We start from the raw sequence: 19,742 nt of genomic DNA, 5'->3' as shown, positions 1-19,742 counted from the left end.
ACTGTGCAGTGTAATTCTTCCGGTGTCCGCCGGATGCCCTTCCCCCGATGGAGCCCCGCCGTGCTCGCTTCCGCCTGCCAACCGTGCCGCCCGCCGTCCTACGCCGACTCGCCGCAATACCACCGAGGCCGCTTCCGCAATGCGGTCTCCACCGCGACCGCGTCATTGGGCTTCTTCCCGACGCTGCGCCTGATGTGGCAATTCCTGTTCGACAAGCCGGCAAATACGGTGCCGTCGGCGCCGCTGCCGGTGCTGCCGCTGACCCGCGCGCAGTTGCTGTCCGCACCGGAGCAGAGCCTGTTCCGGCTCGGCCACTCCACGGTGCTGATGAAGCTGCGCGGCGGCTTCTGGCTGACCGACCCGGTCTTCTCCGAGCGCGCCTCGCCGTTCGCCTTTGCCGGCCCGAGGCGCTTCCACGCGCCGCCGATCGCGCTGGACGCGCTGCCGCCGATCGCCGGGGTGATCCTCTCGCACAACCACTACGACCACCTGGACCGCGCCACCATCGTGCGCCTGGCCGATCGCGTCGGCGTGTTCGTGACGCCGCTGGGCGTGGGCGACCTGCTGCTGCGCTGGGGCGTGGACCCGGCCAAGGTGCGGCAACTGGACTGGTGGCAATCGACCACGGTGGACGGGGTGACGCTGACCGCGACACCGTCGCAGCACTTTTCCGGACGCGGATTGTTCGACAGCGGCCGCTCGCTGTGGTGCTCGTGGGCGATCCAGGAGCGCGCGCTGAAGATCTTCTTCAGCGGCGACAGCGGCTACTTCGACGGCTTCAAGGCGATCGGCCGGCGCCTGGGGCCGTTCGACCTGACCCTGATGGAAACCGGCGCCTACGACGTGCAATGGCCGCACGTGCACATGCAGCCGGAGCAGAGCCTGCAGGCGCACCTGGACGTGCGCGGGCGCACGCTGCTGCCGATCCACAACGGCACCTTCGATCTCGCTTTGCACACCTGGCACGAACCGTTCGAGCGCATCGTCGCGCTGGCCGCGACCGCCGGCGTGCCGCTGGCGACGCCGCGCATGGGCGAGCGGGTGGACATGGCGCAGCCGGCGAACGACGAGCGCTGGTGGCGCGCACCGGCGCAGGACGTGGCGCCATGAGCCGCTGGACCCTGGCCGAGCTGCCGCCGCAGCGCGCGAAGCTGGCGATCGTCACCGGCGCCAGCCCGGGCGGGCTGGGCTACGAAACCGCGCTGGCGCTGGCCGGCGCGGGCGCCAGCGTGGTGCTGGCCGCACGCAACCCGGCCAAGGGCGAGACCGCGCGGCAGGCGGTGCTGGCCGCGCATCCGGCGGCCGACGTGCGCGTGGAAGCCCTGGACCTGGCGCAGTTGGCCTCGGTGGCCGCCTTCGCGCAGCGGATCGCGGCGCGCTCCCCGCGGCTGGACCTGCTGATCAACAACGCCGGGGTGATGGCGCCGCCGCAACGGCAGACCACCGCCGACGGCCTGGAGCTGCAGTTCGGCAGCAACTACCTCGGCCACTTCGCATTGACCGCGCGGCTGCTGCCGCTGCTGCGCGCCGCGCCGGGCGCGCGGGTGGTGAACCTGTCGAGCCTGGCGCACCACACCGGCCGCATCAACTTCGACGACCTGCAGAGCGAGCGCCCGTATCGGCCCTGGCAGGCCTACGCCCAGTCCAAGCTGGCGATGCTGATGTTCGCGCTGGAACTGCAGCGGCGCAGCGACGCACAGGGCTGGGGCATCCGCGCGCCCGCCGCGCATCCCGGCATCGCGCAGACCGCGCTGATCGCCAACGGCCCGGACGGCGCCGGGCGCCGCAGCGCGGCCGGCGTGGCGACCCGGCTACTGGCCCCGTGGATCAGCCATTCCGCCGCCGCCGGGGCATTGCCCACGCTCTACGCCGCGACCGCGCCGCAGGCCGAGGGCGGCGGGTACTACGGGCCGGACGGCCTGTTCGAGCTGAAAGGCGACCCGGCGCCGGCCAGGATCGGCCGGCGGGCGCGCGATCCGCAGGTGGCCGCGCGGCTGTGGGAGGTGTCGTGCACGCTCGCCGGGGTCGCGTTCTGACCACGGCGACGCGCGCCCTGGCGACGGGGCGATCCGGCGCCGGCGCCGCGGGTCACAACCGCGTCCACTCCAGGCCTTCGCCACGGCGGTAGTACACCGCCAGCGCCTTGCCGTAGACGCTGTCGGCATCGACGAAGCCGAAAAAGCGGCCGTCCAGGCTATCGCCGCGATGGTCGCCGACCGCCAGCAGCTTGCCGGGCGGCACGCGCACGTCGTACAGATCCGGGCCGCCGCCGTCGTCCAGGTCCAGCTGCGCGATGCGGTCGCCGAACAGCTCCTTGTCGCCCTCGTGGCCGATCTGCAACGGCTGGCCGTTGATCCACAGGTGGCCATCGCGCATGTCCACGCGGTCGCCGGCCACCGCCACCACGCGCTTGATCAGGCGGGTGCCGTCGCGTGGCGAGTCGAACACCGCCACATCGCCGCGCTGCGGGTGGCCGCGCTCGAGCACGCGCCAATCGGTGAACGGCACGCGCAGGCCGTAGGCGCTCATGTCGACCGCAACGCGGTCGCCAGGCTGCAGGGTCGGCTGCATCGAGCCGCTCGGGACCACGTAGTGATTGGCGAACGAGGACCGTGCGGCGGTGAGCAGCAACAGCATCACCGCGATCGGCAGCAGTTCCTTGCGCGTCCAGCGCACGGCGCGTTGCAGGCGGGAGTCTTGCGGAGCGATCGAGGTCATGCGGCACCTGGGGAAGTCGGGCAGGAATGCATCGTGGCGATGCCAGCACGACAGTGCGCGCATGGTCGCGTGGCTCGCCAGTGACGGAAGGCATGGGTGGCGATTGGCCATCAGTCCGCGGACACGGACGCACCGTTGACTAGGGCGGCTGTCGGGGGCTGAAGCCCCTCCCACAGTGCATCCAGCCGGCATCCGCCTGTGTTTCGCCTCGCCCCCAGACCATCGTTCGCCCGCGGAGCCGCTTGGAGGCTGGAGCCTGGAGATTGTCGGTAGGTGGCTGGACGCATGACGCGCGCACCGCACGTGGCGACCGATCTGTCGGAGCGCTAGGATCTTCTGCGCAGCACGGACTGCTTGACCTCCGCCGCAACGAAAAACGGGACGGCCATGGCCATCCCGTTCTCAATCACCGCCTGCAGCGAAGTGCGCTCAGTTCTTCAGCCCACGATTTTCCAGGGATGCATCAGGGTCGATGCATCAGGGTCAGAGTGCACTTTCCCGCGCCGCAACCACGCTGACAAGCGGCTATCACAGAGGCCGGCTTGGGCCCACCTGCTGCGCAGTCTGCTGTTGCCTCATCTCCACCTGCTGCTGGCGGACCTGCTCCACCTTGATCTGCTCGGCCTGGACAAGACTCTGCTCGGCCGGCTGTTGCGCCGCTTCCCGTCCATCCACACGGGCATGGAAGAATGGCAACTTGTCGCCAAACGGCGCATACATCGCCAACACGCTCTCAGTCCCGTCCTTGCCCAGCGCGCCGGTGATCCGGTCTACCCGTTTTACCAAAGGATCCTCAGCCTGCTGCTTATAAAGTGCAGCGGTCACGTTGCGGCTCTCTTCGTCGTTCCAGTTCCCTGTCCCCCGCACCCACTCATGAATCCGCCGATAGGTGCCGTGGTCAGCATGTTCGGACTGGTCCGCCAAAACAGGTGAAGCCGGCGAAGGAACCGCGGGCGCTATCTCCGGTCTTTGGCGGGGCCGCCCGAGTTGACGCACTTCGACTTGTTCCTGGCGACCGTGGGATGCATCCACGAAACCGAACGTCTTGTTCTCGCCCCCCAGGTCGAGCCCGGCCGCCTCCAGTTGCGGCTTGTCAACGCCGAGTTCCGCCAAGTCGTAACCCAGCTGTGGCATGGTGTGGGCCGCGGAAGCAGCGCGCTCGCGCCATATCTGTGCGCCGGCACTGACCGTATAGGCTGCGTAGTAGCCCGAATAATTGGACGTACCCTGCGCTCCAAGGCTTCTGTCGCTTTTATCGAAATGGCAGATGGCGACCGCTTCGATGGCGGGACTGCTGATCCCGTTCTCGACCCGCTGCAGACCACGGGGATCCAGGTGTATGCCCGGCGCAAGCTCGCCATCCTTTACACATGCCGTTGTAGGCTCCAAGCGGCGTAGCAGCTCACTCCGGTTGACCTCTCCGGTTGTCGTGGTGACGCGGCTGACCACGGCATTCATGCTTATTAACTCGGCCAAGGCCTCGTTCTGCCTTCCAGACGCCATGTATTCCCTCGACATAGGCGTTGCCTCGACGACCGGATCCCCGTATTGCGCTGCCTCTTTGAGCGCAGAGTCGAGCTTGAAGGCGAATGCGTGCAACGCGCGTTCGGCCGAGGGCGCCATCAAGGCGTGCCCGGTTTCATGCCCCACCGTCCCCGCGATCATGTCCAACCGGCGCTGGCGATATGTCGGCTCGAAAATCGCTGTATTAATGCTGACAGTGCCTGTTTTGGCGTCGTAATGCCCGCTTTCGTTAGGTTCGTTGGACACTTCCAGTCGGCGCAACGTCCCCAAGTCGATGGCCTGGGTCATGACCGAAGTGAGGTAGGGAGAAGTAGCAATCGCCTCCCGGACGTCGCTAACCGCTCCTGGCGGAAGTCCCGGCTGCTTTTCCAGACCATTCAGTAGCCTGTCGATATCGCGCTGGTCAGCCATCGCGCGGCTCCATTTCCAGAGTCAACAGGGAGACGCAGCGGGGCTCCTCGCGCTGGTCCGTGCGAGCGATGACATACAAGCCTAGATTGCCGGCGACCGCTCGATCGAAGTAGACCTCGGGCTTGAAGCTCGGAGCGCTCTTGCTGACACCGAACCCCGCTGCAATCAACTGGTCGTGCAGTGGCTTGAATGCGAGCACGCAAGCCTCCGACGGGCGAACCCTGATCTCGATGGTATGTCCAGGGTGGCGGGCGTAGGGCTTCCAAACAGCGATCTCGTACCGACCTGACCCGAGCGGCCCTTGAGCGCCGATCCGCCGGCCCTCGGTATCTGGCTGGAGTTCCATCCTCATGATCTTGGCGACGTTTTCCGGCGTCATATCGGGCTGGGACTGTAGGGACCTCGCCACCTGAAGAACGACTTGGAGCAAGGCGCTCGGCGTTAACTCAGGACCTTGCGGCAAAGGGGCAAAGGCACCCGTAGCGCCAATGACTGGATTAGCCACCGCACTAGCCTCATCGGCTGCGCGATCCGCACTCGCCGCAGCCTTGTCCTGCTCGGCGCGCAGCTCTGCAGCACTGGCTGGGCGTTCGTCCATGCTCTTCTCCTGAGGGCGTTTGGCATCCGCTGGGGTCTGCGCACAGGCAAGCAAGCCCAACGATACCGCCAGAGAAAACACACTGCGAATCAGCAAGCGCAAGCTGGGCCTCCTTGTGGCTGAATGTCCGCCACCAACCTACCGGCTTTCGTTTCAGTTCTAACAATTGGGGGTCAGAGTCCGGGGTATCCCCGCGTCTTACATCGCGAGGTCAGCGCCTTACGTGGTTTCAGGCCGGAAGTGAGCGCGCGCATGGCACAGTCTTCGAGGTGGCGAAACCAAAAAGGACTGACGACCAAGCGCGCCAGCGGAGTATTGCAGAAGTGTCTGTCCGAATCACTTGGCCGCCTACATGCGCTGCGTGAGGCGGTGTTGCTGCGTTCGGTGCAAGCGCTCATTGCCGGACGCCGCTTGACCTTGACCGATGTGGTGCGGGCGTGGCACACGCTGAATGCATCGCCGCTCCGCCCAAAGCACTCGACCGCTTGCTGAGCAACGGACAGTTGCATAGCCAGCGGGAGCGCACCTCGGAAAACCGGAGCCAGATCACACCCCCCGCCCGCCAAGTTCACTGCCGTGTAGGCAGCTAAGAAACCGCACCCCTAATCTGCGACCGGACACTGCGCGTTCAATGCCGTGTAGGCAGCTCAGGAACTGCATCGCTTGCATGCCAACTACGCGCGGCTATTCGTTGCCCTGTAGGCAGCTCAAAAATCATGGCCGCCAGAGGGCGCACAGGAGCGCCATTCACTGACGTGCAGGAAGCTCAGAAGCACGACCGGATGCCAGATGCTTTCAACAAAAAAAGGGATGGCCGCATGGCCATCCCGTTCTCAATCACCGCCTGCAGCGAAGTGAGCTCAGTTCTTCAGCCCACGATTTTCCAGCAGCGGTTCGACGCTGGGATCCTTGCCGCGGAAATCGCGGTACAGGGTGGCCAGGTCGACGGTGTTGCCGCGCGAGAGGATCTTGGCGCGGAAGGTGTCGCCGTTCTTGCGCGACAGGCCGCCGTTCTCCTTGAACCATTCGAAGGCGTCGTCGTCGAGCACTTCCGCCCAGAAGTAGGCGTAGTAGCCGGCCGAGTAGCCGCCGCCCCAGATGTGGTCGAAGTAGGTGGTGCGGTAGCGCGGCGGCACTTCGGCCACGTCCACCTTGAACTTCTTCAGCGCGTCGGCCTCGAACTTGTCCACGTCTTGCAGCGGCGCATCGGCCGGCAGGGTGTGCCAGGCCAGGTCGAGCAGCGCCGCCGACAGGTACTCGGTGGTCGCATAGCCCTGGTTGAAGGTGCGCGCCTTCTTGATCTTCTCCACCAGCTCGGCCGGCATCGGCGCGCCGGTCTGGTAATGCTTGGCGTAGTGCGCGAACACCTTGGGATCCGAGGCCCAGTGCTCGTTGAACTGCGACGGGAACTCGACGAAGTCGCGCGAGGTGGCGGTGCCGGCGATCGAGGGGTACTTCACCTTGGAGAACATGCCGTGCAGCGCATGGCCGAACTCGTGGAACATGGTGGTAACGTCGTCGAAGCTGAGCAGCGCCGGCTGGCCGGGCGCGGGTTTGGTGAAGTTGCAGACGTTGTAGACCACCGGTTTGGCGCCGGTCAGGCCGTCCTGTTCGACGAACACGTCCATCCACGCGCCGCCCGACTTGCTGTCGCGCTTGTAGTAGTCGGTGTAGAACAGCGCCATCGAGGTGCCGTCCTGGTCGAACACCTCGTACACCTTCATGTCCGGGTTGTAGGTCGGAATGTCGGTGCGTTCCTTGAAGGTGATGCCGTACAGCTCGGTGGCGGCGTAGAACACGCCGTTCTTGAGCACGTTGTCCAGTTCGAAGTACGGCTTGATCTGCGACTCGTCCAGGTCGTACTTGGCCTTGCGCACCTGCTCGGCGTAGAAGTCCCAATCCGACGAAGCGAGCTTGAAGCCGCCCTTCTGGGCATCGATCACCTTCTGCATCTCGGCCGCCTCGGCGCGCGCCTTGGCGGTGGCGGCCGGCACGGTGTCGGTGAGCAGCTTCAGCGCCGCGTCCGGGGTCTTGGCCATCTGGTCGCCCAGGCTGTAAGCGGCATAGCTGTCGAAGCCGAGCAGCTTGGCCTTCTGCGCGCGCAGCTGGGCCAGGCGCTGGATGGTCTGGCGGGTGTCGTTGGCGTCGCCCTTCTCGGCGCGCGACTGCGAGGCCGCCATCACCTGGGTGCGCAGGTCGCGGTCCTTCAGCGAGGCCAGCACCGGCTGCTGGGTGGTGTTCTGCAACGCGAGCAGGTACTTGCCGTCGAGCTTGCGCGCCGCCGCGTCCTGCGCGGCCGAGGCGACGTCGCCCTCGGACAGGCCGTCGAGCTTGGCCTTGTCGTCCACCACCACCGCGCCGGCGGCGGTGGCCGCGACCAGCTTGGTGTGGAACTGGGTGGCCAGCGTGGTTTCCTCGACGTTGAGCTTGCGCAGCGTCGCCTTGTCGGCGTCGGACAGCTGCGCGCCGGCGCGCACGAACTCTTCGTAGTCGCGCTCGACCAGGCGCTTCTGCTCCGGCTCCAGGTTCAGCGTGTCGCGCTGGTCGTAGATGGTCTTGATCCGCGCGAACAGCTTGGGATCCAGGCTGATCTCGTCCTGGTGCGCGGCCAGCTTCGGCGCCACCGTTTCCTGAATCTTCTGCCGCTCGTCGTTGGTATCGGCCTGGACCAGGCCGAAGAAGATGCGCTGGACCCGGTTCAGGGTTTCGCCGCTGCGCTCCATCGCCTCGATGGTGTTGGCGAAGGTGGCCGGCTCGGCGTTGTCGGCGATCTTGCGGATCTCGGCCAGGTGCTGCTTCATGCCTTCTTCGAACGCGGGCAGGTAGTCGGCGTCCTTGATCTTGTCGAACGGCGGCGCCTGGAACGGCAGCGTGCTGGCGCTCAGCAGCGGGTTGGCGGCGGCGTGAGCGGGGCTCTGCGAGGCGGCGGGGGCGGCGGGCACGGGGGTGGACTCCTTACCGGAACAGGCGGCCAGCGCCAAGCTGATGGCGGCGGCCAGAACGACAGTACGCGACATGGGGTGGAACTCCTGACGAAGGACATGGTGGCGGGGCAGCCGCGCACGCTACCCGGTTTGCGCCGGGCAGGCATGTGCCATTGGATCTGGGGTGGGTACGGCACGGACATGGCGCCGCGCGTCGTGGCGGCCGGGGCGGGCGCTTTGCGGACGGATGCTGTCGCGGCTGAAGCCGCTCCTACAGGGCACCCGGCGCCCGTGTAGGAGCGGCTTCAGCCGCGACAGGAACGTGCCCGCGCCAGTTACGGCGCCCCGGGCAGCGGCAGCGCCTCGTCCTTGAAGATCGCCACGTGCGGCACGCCGTCGGCGCCGATCCAGCCGCGGTACATGCCTTCGGTGTTGAACGGGAAGGCGACGCTGCCGTCGGCGGCCAGCGCGATCGCGCCGCCGTCGCCGCCGGCCTTGGGGATCTGCTGGTCGATCACCGTCTCGGCCGCCTGCGCCAGGCTCTGCCCGGCGTACTTGACCCGCGCGCAGATGTCGTAGGCCGCCACCGCGCGGATGTAGTACTCGCCCCAGCCGGTGCCGGAGACCGCGCAGCGGCTGTCGGCGTAGGTGCCGGCGCCGATGATCGGCGAGTCGCCGACGCGGCCGTAGCGTTTGTTGGTCATGCCGCCGGTGGAGGTGCCGGCCGCCAGGTTGCCCTGCAGGTCCAGCGCCAGCGCGCCAACCGTGCCGAAGTGCTTGGCGGTCTCCAGGTCCGCATGCGCCTGCTTGCCGGCCTCTTCCTTCAGCGCCTGCTGCAGCTGCTTCCAGCGCTTCTCGGTGCGGAAGTACGACGGATCGACCAGGGTCACGCCATGCTGGCGCGCGAACACCTCGGCGCCGTCGCCGACCAGCATCACATGCTCGGACTGGTCCATCACCGCGCGCGCCAGCCGGATCGGGTTCTTCACCCGGTGCACGCCAGCCACCGCGCCGGCCTTGCCGCTGGCGCCGTCCATGATCGCCGCGTCCAGTTCGTTGCGGCCGTCGTGGGTGAACACCGCGCCCTTGCCGGCGTTGAACTGCGGCGAATCCTCCAGCACCGCGATCGCCGCGGCGACCGCGTCCGTGGCCGGCTTGCCCTGCGCCAGCAGCGCCTGTCCGGTGCGCAGCGCGGTTTCCATCGCCGCGCGCGCCTCGGCCAGGTCGGCGGCGCTGCTGCTGGCGCGCTCGACGCCGGCGCCGCCATGGATCACCAGGGTGGTGGCGGGAATCTCGCGCATCTGCCCATCGCGCACCGCGTAGTAGCGGTGGAACACCGGCGCGTCGACGCGGCCGTCGGGCAGGTGCAAGGTCGAGCCGGGGCCGACGCCGACCGTCTCGATGCGCGCGGCCTGCAGCGGCTGCCCCGGCGGCGTGGGCTGCAGCGGACCGGCGACCACGGTGGCGCCGGCATGCGGGTCGGTGGCGTAGACGCGGGCGGTGCCGTCGCCCTCCACCGCCAACGCCGCGCTCTCGTCCACGCCCAGGCCGATCAGCGGCGCGCCCTTCGGCGCCAGCGTCGCCGCCTTGGCGCGGAACGCGAACAGGCGGCCGAGCCGGTCGCGCTCCTTGAAGTGGGTGTCGGTGACGACCCGCTTGAGCAGGTCCAGATGCAGGAAGTCGGTCTCGATGGTGGTGGCCGGCCCCAGCGGATCGGCCAACGCCGCCGGGCTGGTGATGCTGCCGCCGTCCATCGATCCGTACAGGTACTCGCCCAGCATCGCCAGGCCGGCGCTGGTGCCGCCCAGCGGCTTGCCGGCGCGCACGTGCGCGTCCAGCGCCGCCGCCACCGGCGTGCCCTTCCAGTAGCGCACGTAGCGCGACTGGTCGCCGCCGGCGATGAAGATGCCGTCGGCGCGGGCCAGGCTGCGCAACAACGCCGGGTCGCTGGAGGCGCCGCGGCCGCTGAACACGAAGGTCTCCACCGAGGCCACGCCGCCGACGTCGCGGTAGAACTCCTCGGCCACTTCGTTGGCCTGCGAGGCGCGCAGCACCACCACGTGGCCGTGGCCGGCCTTGGCCATGAACCAGCGCAGCGCGTCGTAGTTGCGGTCGCCGCCGCCCATCAGCAGCAGCCCCGGCGCGACCGGGCCGGGCGTGGGCGCGGCCGGGTCGCCGATCATGTACTGGCGGTAGTCGCGCGCGGCGGCGGGCACGGCCAGGCACAGGCCCAGCAGCGCCACCATCCAGGGCCGGAACGTGCCGACGAAACGGGTCATGCGGATCTCCTCGAAGGGCGGACGGGAACCGAGCCTGGCGGCCGGTTGCACAAAAGGGGACGAACGGCGGCGCGGTTTCCCTCCGCGCGGCAGCCACGCCGACGCGGCGTGGTCGGGGCGAGCCACGGCGGGAACCGCTGCCCTCCAGAGCATGACGCCTGAAGATCGGCCACAAAGGCTAGTCCGATCGGCGGCACTCGCGCACGCGCACGCCGGGTCCGCCTCGCGATGCCGCGGAAGCCCTGGTCGCCCCGGCGGCGTTCGCTGCGGCCATGGCAGCACCTGCGGACCGCCTGCGTCGCGATCCACGACTGCCTGCAGGGACCGCGCAGGCCAACGCTGCGGAGTTTCGCCCGGCGCAACGCCATCGCCGCGATGCCAGGGCACGCATGCAGTCGCGGCATCGGCGCCATCGCAGATCCCCGACGGTTTGCTTTTGCGGCAGAGCGCTGCAATTGGCGTCGGAGTGCAGCCGACGCGTGTCCAGACTCCTGCACTGGGCTCGCACTGTCGGCGGCCTGGGGGGGGCCGCGTCGCGACTGAAGTCGCTCCCACGAGAGGCGGCGGTCGCCGCGCGCGGGCGCTGCCACTCCGGCGGGCGATCGGCTAATGTGGGATGCATGTCCGCTTCCCTCGACGATTGGTTCGTCCACGAGATCCTCGTCCACGAGCAGGCGTTGAGCGGCTACCTGCGGCGCTGCTGGCCGCATCGCGACGAATGGCACGACCTGCGCCAGGAGATCTACGTGCGGGTCTACGAGGCCGCCGGCAAGGCGCGGCCGAGCCAGCCCAAGTCGTTCCTGTTCGCCACCGCGCGGCACCTGATGACCGACCGGCTGCGCCGCAGCCGGGTGGTGTCGATCGAGGCAGTGGGTGATTTGGAGTCGATGCACGTCCTGGTAGACGAGCTGTCGCCGGAACGCTGGTGCGGCGGGCGGCAGGTCCTGGGACGGCTGGCGGCCGCCTTCGACCGCCTGCCCGACCGTTGCCGCCGCGTGATCTGGCTGCGGCGGGTGGAGGAACTGTCGCAACGGGAGGTGGCCATGCGCCTGGGCATCAGCGAGAAGACCGTGGAAAAGCACGTGGCCAAGGGCATGCGCCTGCTGGCCGATCATTTTCATGGCGACGACGGCGCGCAGGCGTCCGCGGCGCCGCGGCAGGCACGAGCGCAGGATGGACAGCAGGCGGATTGAACTGCGCGCGGCGGCCTGGCTGGCGCGCCGCGACCGCGGCGACTGGTCGCCGCGGCAGCAGGCGCGGCTGGACGCCTGGCTGGGCGCGGCCACCGCGCACCGGGTGGCCTTCCTGCGGCTGCAGGCGGCCTGGCAGGAAAGCGCGCGGCTGCAGGCGCTGGGCGCCGGCCAGCGCGACGGCCGGATTCCGGCGCGCGGCAGTTGGCGCGGGTTGGCCGGTGCCGACGGCGAGGCGCGCGCCAGCATGGCGGACAGCGACGGCCCCGAGGCGGCGCTCGATCCGGCCCGGCTGCGCTTCGCGCCGCGGCCGCCGGCACGCGCGCGCCGCCGCTGGCCCGCGGCGCTGGCCGCGCTGCTGTTGCTCGGCGGCGTGCTGGGCCTGGGCTGGCGCCACACCCTCGCGGTGGCGCCGGTCGCCTACGCCAGCGCCACCGGCAGCCTGCGCCCGCTGGCGCTGGCCGATGGCTCGCGCGCCACGTTGAGCAGCGACAGCCGCATCGCGGTGGCGCTGTCGCGCACGCAGCGGCGGATCGACCTGCAGCGCGGCGAGGCGTTCTTCGAGGTCAGCAAGGATCCGGCGCGGCCGTTCGTGGTCGCCGACGGCGCGCGCCGGGTGGTCGCGGTCGGCACCCGTTTCGCGGTGCGCCGCGATGCCGAGGCGCTGCGCGTGGTGGTCACCGAAGGCACGGTGCGGCTGGAATCGGCGACGCATCCGCAGGCGCCGCCGACCCTGCTGCCGGCCGGCAGCGTCGCCCTGGCCGGCCCGCACGGGGTGCTGGTGCGGCGCGTGGCCGTGGCCGAGGCCGAACGCCTGCTGGACTGGCGCAGCGGCTACCTGACCTTCGACGACACCCCGCTGCAGGCGGCGGTGGCCGAGTTCAACCGCTACAACACGGTCAAGCTGCAGGTGGCCGATGCGCAGGCCGGCGCGCTGCGCGTGGGCGGCAATTTCCGCTGGTCCAACGCCGAGGCGTTCGTGCGCCTGCTCGAGCAGGGCTTCCCGATCCGCGCCGAGCGCCGCGGCGACCGGGTACTGCTGCACAGCCGCTGAGCCATGCGCGACGCTCCTTGCCGACGCCCTCTGCATCCCTCGGCCTCCGCTCTTCGATGATCGACCTCGTTCCGGTCCGGACACGGCGAGGGGGGATTTGCGCGCGTCGTTCGTCCTGACTAGCGGGGGCGTGCCCTGCGCCTGTGCTAGGGGAGAACAACCGATGCGACATCCGATGCGTGTCCTGCTGCTGAGCATGGCCTGTGCGACCGCCTGCGCCGCGCAGGCGCAACCCGCCGCCGACGGCCAGGCCACCGCCAGCCAGGTGAACGTTCCCGCCGGCCCGCTGCGCGCGGCGCTGGAGGCGCTGGCGCGGCAGTCCGGCGCGCAGCTGATCTACCGCGCCGACCAGCTCGACGGCGCGCGCAGCGCCGGCGCGCAGGGCCGGCTGGACACCGCGCAGGCGCTGCAGCGCGTGCTGCAGGGCAGCGGCTTCGTCGCCCAGCGCGACGCGTCCGGCGCCTGGTTGGTGCAACGCCAGGCACCAGCGACGCCGCGCGCGCAGCCGGTCAACGAGGTACGGCCCGCCGCCGCGCCGGCCACCCCGGTCGCCGAACTGCAGACCCTGCAGGTCACCGGCTCGCGCATTCCGCGCGCGCAGGTGGAAGGCCCGGCGCCGATCAGCGTGATCAGCGCCGAGCAGATCAAGGCCAACGGCTTCACCTCGGTGCCGGACGTGCTGCGCGCGATGACCCAGAACGGCGGCGAGACGCAGAGCCCGCAGTCGGCCAGCGGCGCCGACTTCTCGCCCGGCGCGCAGCAGGTGGACCTGCGCGGGCTCGGCCCCAACCACACCCTGGTGCTGGTCAACGGCCGCCGCATCGCCGACTTCCCGATGCCGTTCAAGGGTCGCAGCAACTTCACCGACATCTCCAACATCCCGCTGGGCATGATCGACCGCATCGAGATCCTGACCGGCAGCGCCTCGGCGATCTACGGCTCGGACGCGATCTCCGGCGTGGTCAACTTCATCCTCAAGCAGCAGGCCGACGGCACCACCGTGGACTACCGCTTCGGCGACGTCAGCGGCGGCGGCGAGAGCTTCAACCTCAGCATCAGCAGCGGCGTCTCGCGCGGTGCGTTCAATGCCGTGTTCGGCGCCGAGGTGGTGGCGCAGAATCCGTTGTGGGCCTACGAACGCAGCCGCCAGGACAGCACCCTGGACGGGCCGACGCCGCGCGCGCAGGTGCCGCGCCGCACCTTCCTGCGCACCGACTACGACGACAACTACCTGGACCCGGGCGCCGACACCTGCGCCGCGGTCTCCGGCCTCAACCGCGGCAGCACCGGCTATGCCTCGCGTCCCGGCTATGGCGAGTTCTGCGGCAGCGCCGCCTCCATCGGCTACGGCACCATCCTCAACAAGCGCCGCGGCATCAACGCCGTCGCCTCGCTGAACTACGCCTTCGACGGCGGCACGCAATGGTTCGCCGACCTGCAGGTGGGCTACCACGAGCTGTCGCTGTTCCGCGACGTCACCCAATGGGGCTACATGGCGCCGGACGGCAACGAGGAAGGCTATTTCTACAACCAGGCCACCGACCAGATCGAGGCCTGGGGACGCCAGTTCAGCCCGGAGGAAATGGGCGGCCTCAATGCCGGCACCATCCGTACCCGGCAGAAGACCTTCAGCCTGACCACCGGCTTCAAGGGCAAGCTGGGCGGCGACTGGGACTACGAGGCCAGCCTCAGCCATTCGCAGTACCAGGCCACGATCAGCTGGCCGCAGATCGTCGCCGACCGCGCCAACGCGCTGTTCCTCGGCCCGCAGCTGGGCGTGGACGAGGATTCCGGGCTGCCGATCTTCAACGCCGACCCGCAACGCCTGTACACGCCGCTGAGCCGCGCCGAGTACGACAGCATCGCCCAGCGCACGGTGTACCAGCCGCGCTCGCGCACCGACACCGCCGCGTTCACCGTGACCAACACCAGCCTGTTCGCCCTGCCCGGCGGCGACGCGGGCCTGTCGGCCACCGCCGAATTCGGCAACCAGGGCTACGACCTGCGCCCGGATCCGCTGGCCACGCAGTACTACTACTACAGTTGGAAGGACTCCGACGGCCACGGCAGCCGCAACCGCTGGGCGCTGGCCAGCGAACTGCGCCTGCCGGTGCTGTCCACCGTGTCGCTGAGCCTGGCCGGGCGCTACGACCAGTACCGCTTCTCCGGCCGCAGCCTGGGCAAGTTCACCTACAGCGGCGGGCTGGAATGGCGGCCGCTGGACACGCTGCTGCTGCGCGGCTCCTACGGCACCGCCTTCCGCGCGCCGGACCTGCACTACGTCTACGCCGGCCCCGGCAACGACGAGACCGCCGGCGTGGACTACTACCGTTGCGCCACCGAAGAACCGGGCGTGGCGATCGCCGACTGCAGCTACAACGAGGAAGCGATCATCCGCGGCCGCAGCGGCAACCGCAAACTGGATCCGGAAACCAGCACCTCGTGGACCGCCGGCTTCGTGTGGTCGCCGCTGCCGGAACTGGACCTGTCGGTGGACTACTTCGACATCGACATGCGCGACCAGGTGCAGGACCTGCGCGTGGACCAGGTGCTGCGCGACGAATCCGCCTGCCGGCTGGGCGAACTGGACGCGGCCTCGACCACCTGCCAGCAGGCGCTGGCGCGGGTCACCCGCAGTGCCGACGGCGACCTGTACGGGGTGCTGGTCAACCCGATCAACATCGCCCGCGAGAGCACCAGCGGTATCGACCTGAGCGCGCATTACCGGCTGGACACCGGCATCGGCACCTTCCGCTTCGGCGGTAGCTACACCTGGGTGCGCCGCCACGACATCCAGGTGTATGCCGGCGAGGCGATGGTGGACGAGTTCGCGGTCAACAGCGGCTACGACATCCCGCGTACCAAGGCCAGCGCCAGCGTGTCGTGGGAACGCAACGCCTGGTCGGCGACGCTGCATGGCGAGCGGCTGGGGCGCCTGCCCAGCTCCGATTCCTACGACCAGAGCTTCGATCCGGACAGCGGCGACAGCCCATGGATCGGCGCCACCTACCGCTACAACGCCTCGGTGCAGTACCGCTTCAGCGACCACGCGCAGCTGTCGCTGGCGGCGACCAACCTGTTCGACAAGATGCCGCCGCGGGACCGCAGCTATACCGGCTATCCGTACTACGACGTGTCCTGGTTCGACACCGTGGGCCGCAGCCTGTATCTGCAGTACACGCACAAGTTCGGCGGTAGCGCGTTGTAGCGCGCGCGGCGATCGGTGCAGGCATCGGTCGCGGCGCGCGTTTGGCCTGTTCCAGATCGAAGAGAAACGTGTGGGAGCGACGTCAGTCGCGACGGGGCTCTACCGGTAAAGCCCGTCGCGACTGACGTCGCTCCCACACCATCTTGCCCACATGCCCGCGCGCCCCTGTAGGAGCGGCTTCAGCCGCGACAGGATGTTCAAGGATGAGGTTCTGTCGCGGCTGAAGCCGCTCCTACACGAAGCCGCACGCGTACCCCGGCCGGCTCACAACGTATCGCGATGCTTGCCGCGCCACGGCCGGTACCAGGCGCGGATCGCGGCGATGTCGGCCTGCATGTCGTCGCTGGTGTGGAACAGCGCGCCCAGGCCGACGGTGCGGCTGGGGTAGTCGAAGTACACCGGGAAGATCGGAACCTCGGCGCCATGGGCGATCTTCCAGAAGCCCGCCTTCCACTTCTCCACCCGCTTGCGCGTGCCCTCGGGGGTGATCACGTACCACATGCGCGGCGCGGCGCGGATCAGCGCCACCGCCTGCTCGACCACCCCTCGCGGGGACTTGCGGTCCAGCGGGATGCCGCCGAGCCTGCGCAGCAGCGGCCCCAGCGGCCACCAGAACAGCTGGGTCTTGCCGAGCACGCGCACCTCGAAGCCGACCGCGAACTTGACCGCGAAGCCCAGGAACCCGTCCCAATTGGACGAGTGCGGGGCGACGATCATCACCAGCTTCGGCACGTCCGGGAACTCACCCACCACCCGCCAGCCGGTCAGGCGCAACGCGGTGCGGCCCAGCCAGCGCATGAAGCGGCTGGGCTTGACCATCGGCATGTTCGGGGGCGCAGCAGGCAGGCGGTAATCGCGTTCGCTCAAAGGTCACTCCCAACGGCCGGGCGAGCGGCCTCGTTTGATCTGGCTGCGCTCGCGCTTGGCGTCCAGACGCCGCAGCTTGGCGCCGTGCGAGGGTTTGGTGGCGATACGCCGCTTGGGCACCGACAACCCGGCGGCGATGAACTCGGCCAGGCGCTGCCGTGCGTCGTCGCGGTTGCGGTCCTGGGTGCGAAAGCGCTGCGCGTCGATCACCAGCACGCCCTCGGCGGTGATGCGGCGGTCGCGCCGCGCCAGCAGGCGCGCCCGCACTGGCTCGGGCAGCGACGGCGAGCCGGCCAGGTCGAAGCGCAGCTCCACCGCGGTGGACACCTTGTTGACGTTCTGTCCGCCGGCGCCGCTGGCGCGCACGAACCGCTCGACGATTTCGCTTTCCGGAATCGACAGGCTGCTCGAGATGTGGATGGCCCCGTTACTCATGCGCGGATTGTAGGGCATCCGTCGCGACGGCTTGGACACAGGCGCCGCGCGCGATCGGTGCGCTCTGGGCGGCGGCGGCGACCCGGGGGCGCAGGCGGGGAGCGACCTGCGCGGCCGGTACGCCCGCGGCGCCGACCGGCCGGAGCGCGGCGGCGCGGCGCGATTGCCGTATCTAGGGCGTGTCCCCACTCCCCGAGCATGCCGCGCCGCGGTTGCGCGCACCTGTGGCAAGGAAGAACAAGGACGTGGACCTCCGTCCACGCCCGAGGGATGACGCCGCCACGGGCGCGCAACCGCGGCCCTTCGGGTTGGGCCTGGCCGGCGCCACACCGACCCCGCGCGGCTTGACCTGACGGCCCCAGGCGCTGCGCCGTGCAACGCCGCCGTGGCGCCTCCCAGACCCAACGCGGCATACTCCGGGAGTGGCGACACACCCCAGCTACGTTCATATCTCCTGCAGGACGCGCGATGAACCCGATCCGATCCCTTTCCCGCCTACGCCGGCTCGCCCTGGTGCTGCTGCTCGGCCTGACCGCCGGCGCGGCGCTGGCCGAGCCGCCCAGCGATGCCGACGTCAATCGCCTGCTGGCCGCCTCGCGCGCGCAGAGCATGATCGACGGCATGCTGCCGCAAATGGAGGCGATGCAGCAGAAGCAGTTCGACGAGGCGTTCCGCGGCCGCCAGGTCACCCCCGCCGAAGCCGATCAGCTACGCCGCATCCAGGAGCGCAGCCGCCAGACCGTGCGCGACGTGCTGTCGTGGTCGAAGCTGCGGCCGCTGTACGTGGACCTGTACAAGCAGTCCTTCTCCAAGCAGGACGTGCTGGCGATGGCCGAGTTCTACGAGAGCCCGGCCGGCCAGAGCCTGCTCGACAAGACCCCGGCGCTGATGCAGAACGTGATGATCGCGCTGCAGAAGCTGCTGCAGCCGGCCATGGCCGACCTGGACCGCGACCTGGACCGGATCATCCGCGAATCCAGCCCCGCCGCGCCCAGGGAAGCCCCCGCGGTCGACGTGCCGCCCTCGCCGCCGGCGCGCTGACCCGGCAGGGCGTCACCCCCGGCGCGTGACGCCGGGGTCCCAGCCGAACAGGCCGAACGCGCGCGCGAACTCGGCATCCAGCGGCGCGCATACCTCGATCCGGCGGCCGTCCGGATGCGGGAACGCCAGGCGCTCGGCATGCAGCAGCATGCGATGCACGCCCTGCATGCGGAAGATGCGGTTGTGGCGGCCGTCGCCGTGGCTGGTGTCGCCGATCAGGTGGTGCGACAGGTGCTTGAGGTGGCGCCGGATCTGGCGGAAGCGCCCGGTCACCGGGCTGCAGCGCAACAGCGCGTAGCGCGAGGTGGCGAACGCGCCCGAAGGCACCGGCAGCTCGCCGCAGGCCAGGCGCTCGAAGCGGGTCTGCGCCGGTTTCTTCAGCGGCTTGCCGGGGCCGCCGTCCAGGTCGTGGTCGACCACGAAGCGTTCCTCGGCCGGCCAGCCGCGGCAGATCGCCAGATAGTCCTTGTCCACCTCGCCGCCCATCAGCGCCTTGCCCAGCGCGCTGGCGGTGTCGCGGTCGAAGGCCAGCAGCAGGCAGCCGCTGGTGGCGCGGTCGAGCCGGTGCACCAGGAAGATCGGACGGCCCAGTTGCGCGCGCAGCCGGTCGGCAAGGAAGTCGTCCTCGCCGCGGGCCAGCTTGCTGTCATGGGCCATCAGCCCGGCCGGCTTGTCGACCACGGCCAGGAACGGATCCTGGTGGAGGATACTCAGGGAATCTGGGGAAATACTCACCGCGGGATTATCCGCGCCGCGTCCCCTGGCCACAATGCGTGCCTGCGTCCGCGCGGGCATAGCGTGCCGAACACGTGGCAATCGCTTGCACGTCGCAGCGGCCTTCGCTCGGCGCGGCGGCGACGCGGCGTGCACCGCCGCATCGCGCGATTCCCAGCTCAGCCGTCCTTGACTGCCAGCAGCTCGCCGTTGCCGACCGGGACCGTGGCGCAGGTGAAGCCGGGATCGGCCTGCAGCAGCGCGGCGAACGGTGCCATCTCCGCCGCATGCGAGGTGGCGTTGTCGACCACCAGCAGGCCGCCCGGGCGCAGCACGCGGCGCAGCTGCGGCCACCAGGCGCAATACAGGCTGCGCTCGGCGTCCAGGAACAGCAGATCGAAGGCATCGCTGCCGACTTCGGCCAGCCACGTCCCCGCATCGGCCTGCACCAGTTCGATCGTCTCCTGCACGCCGGCGCGGGCGAAGGTCTGTCGGGCCAGCGCCACTTTGTGCGCCGCGTACTCGATGCTGACCACCGCGCCGCCGATCGCGCGCGCCGCCTCGACCAGCCACAGCGTGGAATAGCCGTTGGACGTGCCGATCTCCAGGACACGCCGCGCGGCGCCGGCGCGCACCAGCACCGCCAGCAAGGCGCCGGTGTCGGGCGTGATGTTGAGCAGGCGCTGCGCGCGATCCGGCTGCTGCGCGTCGTGGCGCGGCCCCAGCGCCGCCAGTTCGGCGCGCACCGCGTGCAGCGGCCCGTGCCCGGGCGCGGCCAT

At 69.6% G+C, this 19,742-nt stretch carries 15 protein-coding genes and 1 pseudogene; 6 read left to right on the top strand and 10 right to left on the bottom strand.

All coding sequences use genetic code 11. The annotated features are described in order from the left end of the window. The first annotated feature begins 60 nt into the window (after window positions 1–60). Both AB3X07_RS01655 and AB3X07_RS01650 read left to right on the top strand, forming a co-directional pair. Window positions 61–1,110: an MBL fold metallo-hydrolase gene (locus AB3X07_RS01655; protein WP_369942171.1), complete on the top strand. Its 1,050-nt coding sequence runs from the start codon at window positions 61–63 to the stop codon at window positions 1,108–1,110. Next, window positions 1,107–2,036, top strand: a complete 930-nt coding sequence (locus AB3X07_RS01650) for an SDR family oxidoreductase (RefSeq protein WP_369942169.1) — start codon at window positions 1,107–1,109, stop codon at window positions 2,034–2,036. The genes AB3X07_RS01655 and AB3X07_RS01650 overlap by 4 nt, the downstream gene beginning before the upstream one ends. A 52-nt stretch (window positions 2,037–2,088) precedes the next feature. Here AB3X07_RS01650 and lepB read toward each other — a convergent pair whose 3' ends face one another. The 6 genes and pseudogenes from lepB to AB3X07_RS01620 all read right to left on the bottom strand — a co-directional run. Continuing rightward, window positions 2,089–2,718, bottom strand: coding sequence for a signal peptidase I (lepB, locus tag AB3X07_RS01645; RefSeq protein ID WP_369942168.1), 630 nt, complete (start codon window positions 2,716–2,718; stop codon window positions 2,089–2,091). A gap of 528 nt (window positions 2,719–3,246) precedes the next feature. Further along, window positions 3,247–4,653 carry an XVIPCD domain-containing protein gene (locus AB3X07_RS01640; protein WP_369942166.1) on the bottom strand — a complete coding sequence of 469 codons (1,407 nt, stop codon included), beginning with the start codon at window positions 4,651–4,653 and terminating at the stop codon, window positions 3,247–3,249. Then, the gene (locus AB3X07_RS01635; RefSeq protein WP_369942164.1) at window positions 4,646–5,353 is read right to left on the bottom strand and encodes a hypothetical protein; all 708 of its coding nucleotides are present in this window, start codon (window positions 5,351–5,353) and stop codon (window positions 4,646–4,648) included. The genes AB3X07_RS01640 and AB3X07_RS01635 overlap by 8 nt, the downstream gene beginning before the upstream one ends. Before the next feature lie 758 nt (window positions 5,354–6,111). Then, window positions 6,112–8,268: a peptidyl-dipeptidase Dcp gene (dcp, locus tag AB3X07_RS01630; protein ID WP_369942162.1), complete on the bottom strand. Its 2,157-nt coding sequence runs from the start codon at window positions 8,266–8,268 to the stop codon at window positions 6,112–6,114. Between the two features lie 242 nt (window positions 8,269–8,510). Next, window positions 8,511–9,476: an isoaspartyl peptidase/L-asparaginase family protein gene (locus AB3X07_RS01625; protein ID WP_369944618.1), complete on the bottom strand. Its 966-nt coding sequence runs from the start codon at window positions 9,474–9,476 to the stop codon at window positions 8,511–8,513. A 261-nt stretch (window positions 9,477–9,737) separates the two neighbouring features. Beyond that, window positions 9,738–10,259: pseudogene (locus AB3X07_RS01620) on the bottom strand (cyanophycinase); the annotation flags it as partial. Window positions 10,260–11,074: 815 nt separating this feature from the next. On the opposite strand from AB3X07_RS01620, the gene AB3X07_RS01615 reads away from it, so the two are divergent. The 3 genes from AB3X07_RS01615 to AB3X07_RS01605 all read left to right on the top strand — a co-directional run bounded on the left by AB3X07_RS01615 (window position 11,075) and on the right by AB3X07_RS01605 (window position 15,906). After that, window positions 11,075–11,647 carry an RNA polymerase sigma factor gene (locus AB3X07_RS01615; protein ID WP_369942160.1) on the top strand — a complete coding sequence of 191 codons (573 nt, stop codon included), beginning with the start codon at window positions 11,075–11,077 and terminating at the stop codon, window positions 11,645–11,647. Continuing rightward, window positions 11,628–12,698, top strand: a complete 1,071-nt coding sequence (locus AB3X07_RS01610; RefSeq protein WP_369942158.1) for a FecR family protein — start codon at window positions 11,628–11,630, stop codon at window positions 12,696–12,698. Before AB3X07_RS01615 ends, AB3X07_RS01610 begins: the two co-directional genes overlap by 20 nt. 175 nt (window positions 12,699–12,873) lie before the next feature. Next, window positions 12,874–15,906: a TonB-dependent receptor domain-containing protein gene (locus AB3X07_RS01605; RefSeq protein ID WP_369942156.1), complete on the top strand. Its 3,033-nt coding sequence runs from the start codon at window positions 12,874–12,876 to the stop codon at window positions 15,904–15,906. A gap of 264 nt (window positions 15,907–16,170) precedes the next feature. Here the strand turns inward: AB3X07_RS01605 and AB3X07_RS01600 are convergent, their stop codons facing one another. Further along, window positions 16,171–16,725 carry a lysophospholipid acyltransferase family protein gene (locus tag AB3X07_RS01600; protein ID WP_369944616.1) on the bottom strand — a complete coding sequence of 185 codons (555 nt, stop codon included), beginning with the start codon at window positions 16,723–16,725 and terminating at the stop codon, window positions 16,171–16,173. A gap of 51 nt (window positions 16,726–16,776) precedes the next feature. Further along, window positions 16,777–17,208, bottom strand: coding sequence for an alternative ribosome rescue aminoacyl-tRNA hydrolase ArfB (gene arfB / locus AB3X07_RS01595; protein WP_369942154.1), 432 nt, complete (start codon window positions 17,206–17,208; stop codon window positions 16,777–16,779). 468 nt (window positions 17,209–17,676) lie between these two features. On the opposite strand from arfB, the gene AB3X07_RS01590 reads away from it, so the two are divergent. Then, window positions 17,677–18,249: a DUF2059 domain-containing protein gene (locus tag AB3X07_RS01590; RefSeq protein WP_369942152.1), complete on the top strand. Its 573-nt coding sequence runs from the start codon at window positions 17,677–17,679 to the stop codon at window positions 18,247–18,249. Between the two features lie 12 nt (window positions 18,250–18,261). Here the strand turns inward: AB3X07_RS01590 and AB3X07_RS01585 are convergent, their stop codons facing one another. Both AB3X07_RS01585 and AB3X07_RS01580 read right to left on the bottom strand, forming a co-directional pair. Further along, window positions 18,262–19,044 carry a pseudouridine synthase gene (locus tag AB3X07_RS01585; protein ID WP_369942150.1) on the bottom strand — a complete coding sequence of 261 codons (783 nt, stop codon included), beginning with the start codon at window positions 19,042–19,044 and terminating at the stop codon, window positions 18,262–18,264. Window positions 19,045–19,142: 98 nt separating this feature from the next. Next, window positions 19,143–19,742, bottom strand: coding sequence for an O-methyltransferase (locus tag AB3X07_RS01580; protein ID WP_369942148.1), 600 nt, complete (start codon window positions 19,740–19,742; stop codon window positions 19,143–19,145).

This window comes from Xanthomonas sp. DAR 35659 (assembly GCF_041242975.1).
Taxonomy (GTDB): Bacteria; Pseudomonadota; Gammaproteobacteria; order Xanthomonadales; family Xanthomonadaceae; genus Xanthomonas_A; species Xanthomonas_A medicagonis.
This window is presented reverse-complemented; position numbering and strand designations above follow the sequence as displayed.

What these genes read in the sequence shown, in the direction of transcription:
- arfB (WP_369942154.1), bottom strand. Translation starts at nt 17,208, where the DNA reads ATGAGTAACGGGGCCATCCACATCTCGAGCAGCCTGTCGATTCCGGAA.
- AB3X07_RS01640 (WP_369942166.1), bottom strand. Translation starts at nt 4,653, where the DNA reads ATGGCTGACCAGCGCGATATCGACAGGCTACTGAATGGTCTGGAAAAG.
- AB3X07_RS01650 (WP_369942169.1), top strand. Translation starts at nt 1,107, where the DNA reads ATGAGCCGCTGGACCCTGGCCGAGCTGCCGCCGCAGCGCGCGAAGCTG.
- AB3X07_RS01625 (WP_369944618.1), bottom strand. Translation starts at nt 9,476, where the DNA reads ATGCGCGAGATTCCCGCCACCACCCTGGTGATCCATGGCGGCGCCGGC.
- AB3X07_RS01590 (WP_369942152.1), top strand. Translation starts at nt 17,677, where the DNA reads ATGAACCCGATCCGATCCCTTTCCCGCCTACGCCGGCTCGCCCTGGTG.
- AB3X07_RS01580 (WP_369942148.1), bottom strand. Translation starts at nt 19,742, where the DNA reads ATGGCCGCGCCCGGGCACGGGCCGCTGCACGCGGTGCGCGCCGAACTG.
- AB3X07_RS01610 (WP_369942158.1), top strand. Translation starts at nt 11,628, where the DNA reads ATGGACAGCAGGCGGATTGAACTGCGCGCGGCGGCCTGGCTGGCGCGC.
- lepB (WP_369942168.1), bottom strand. Translation starts at nt 2,718, where the DNA reads ATGACCTCGATCGCTCCGCAAGACTCCCGCCTGCAACGCGCCGTGCGC.
- dcp (WP_369942162.1), bottom strand. Translation starts at nt 8,268, where the DNA reads ATGTCGCGTACTGTCGTTCTGGCCGCCGCCATCAGCTTGGCGCTGGCC.
- AB3X07_RS01615 (WP_369942160.1), top strand. Translation starts at nt 11,075, where the DNA reads ATGTCCGCTTCCCTCGACGATTGGTTCGTCCACGAGATCCTCGTCCAC.
- AB3X07_RS01600 (WP_369944616.1), bottom strand. Translation starts at nt 16,725, where the DNA reads ATGGTCAAGCCCAGCCGCTTCATGCGCTGGCTGGGCCGCACCGCGTTG.
- AB3X07_RS01585 (WP_369942150.1), bottom strand. Translation starts at nt 19,044, where the DNA reads ATGCCCGCGCGGACGCAGGCACGCATTGTGGCCAGGGGACGCGGCGCG.
- AB3X07_RS01605 (WP_369942156.1), top strand. Translation starts at nt 12,874, where the DNA reads ATGCGTGTCCTGCTGCTGAGCATGGCCTGTGCGACCGCCTGCGCCGCG.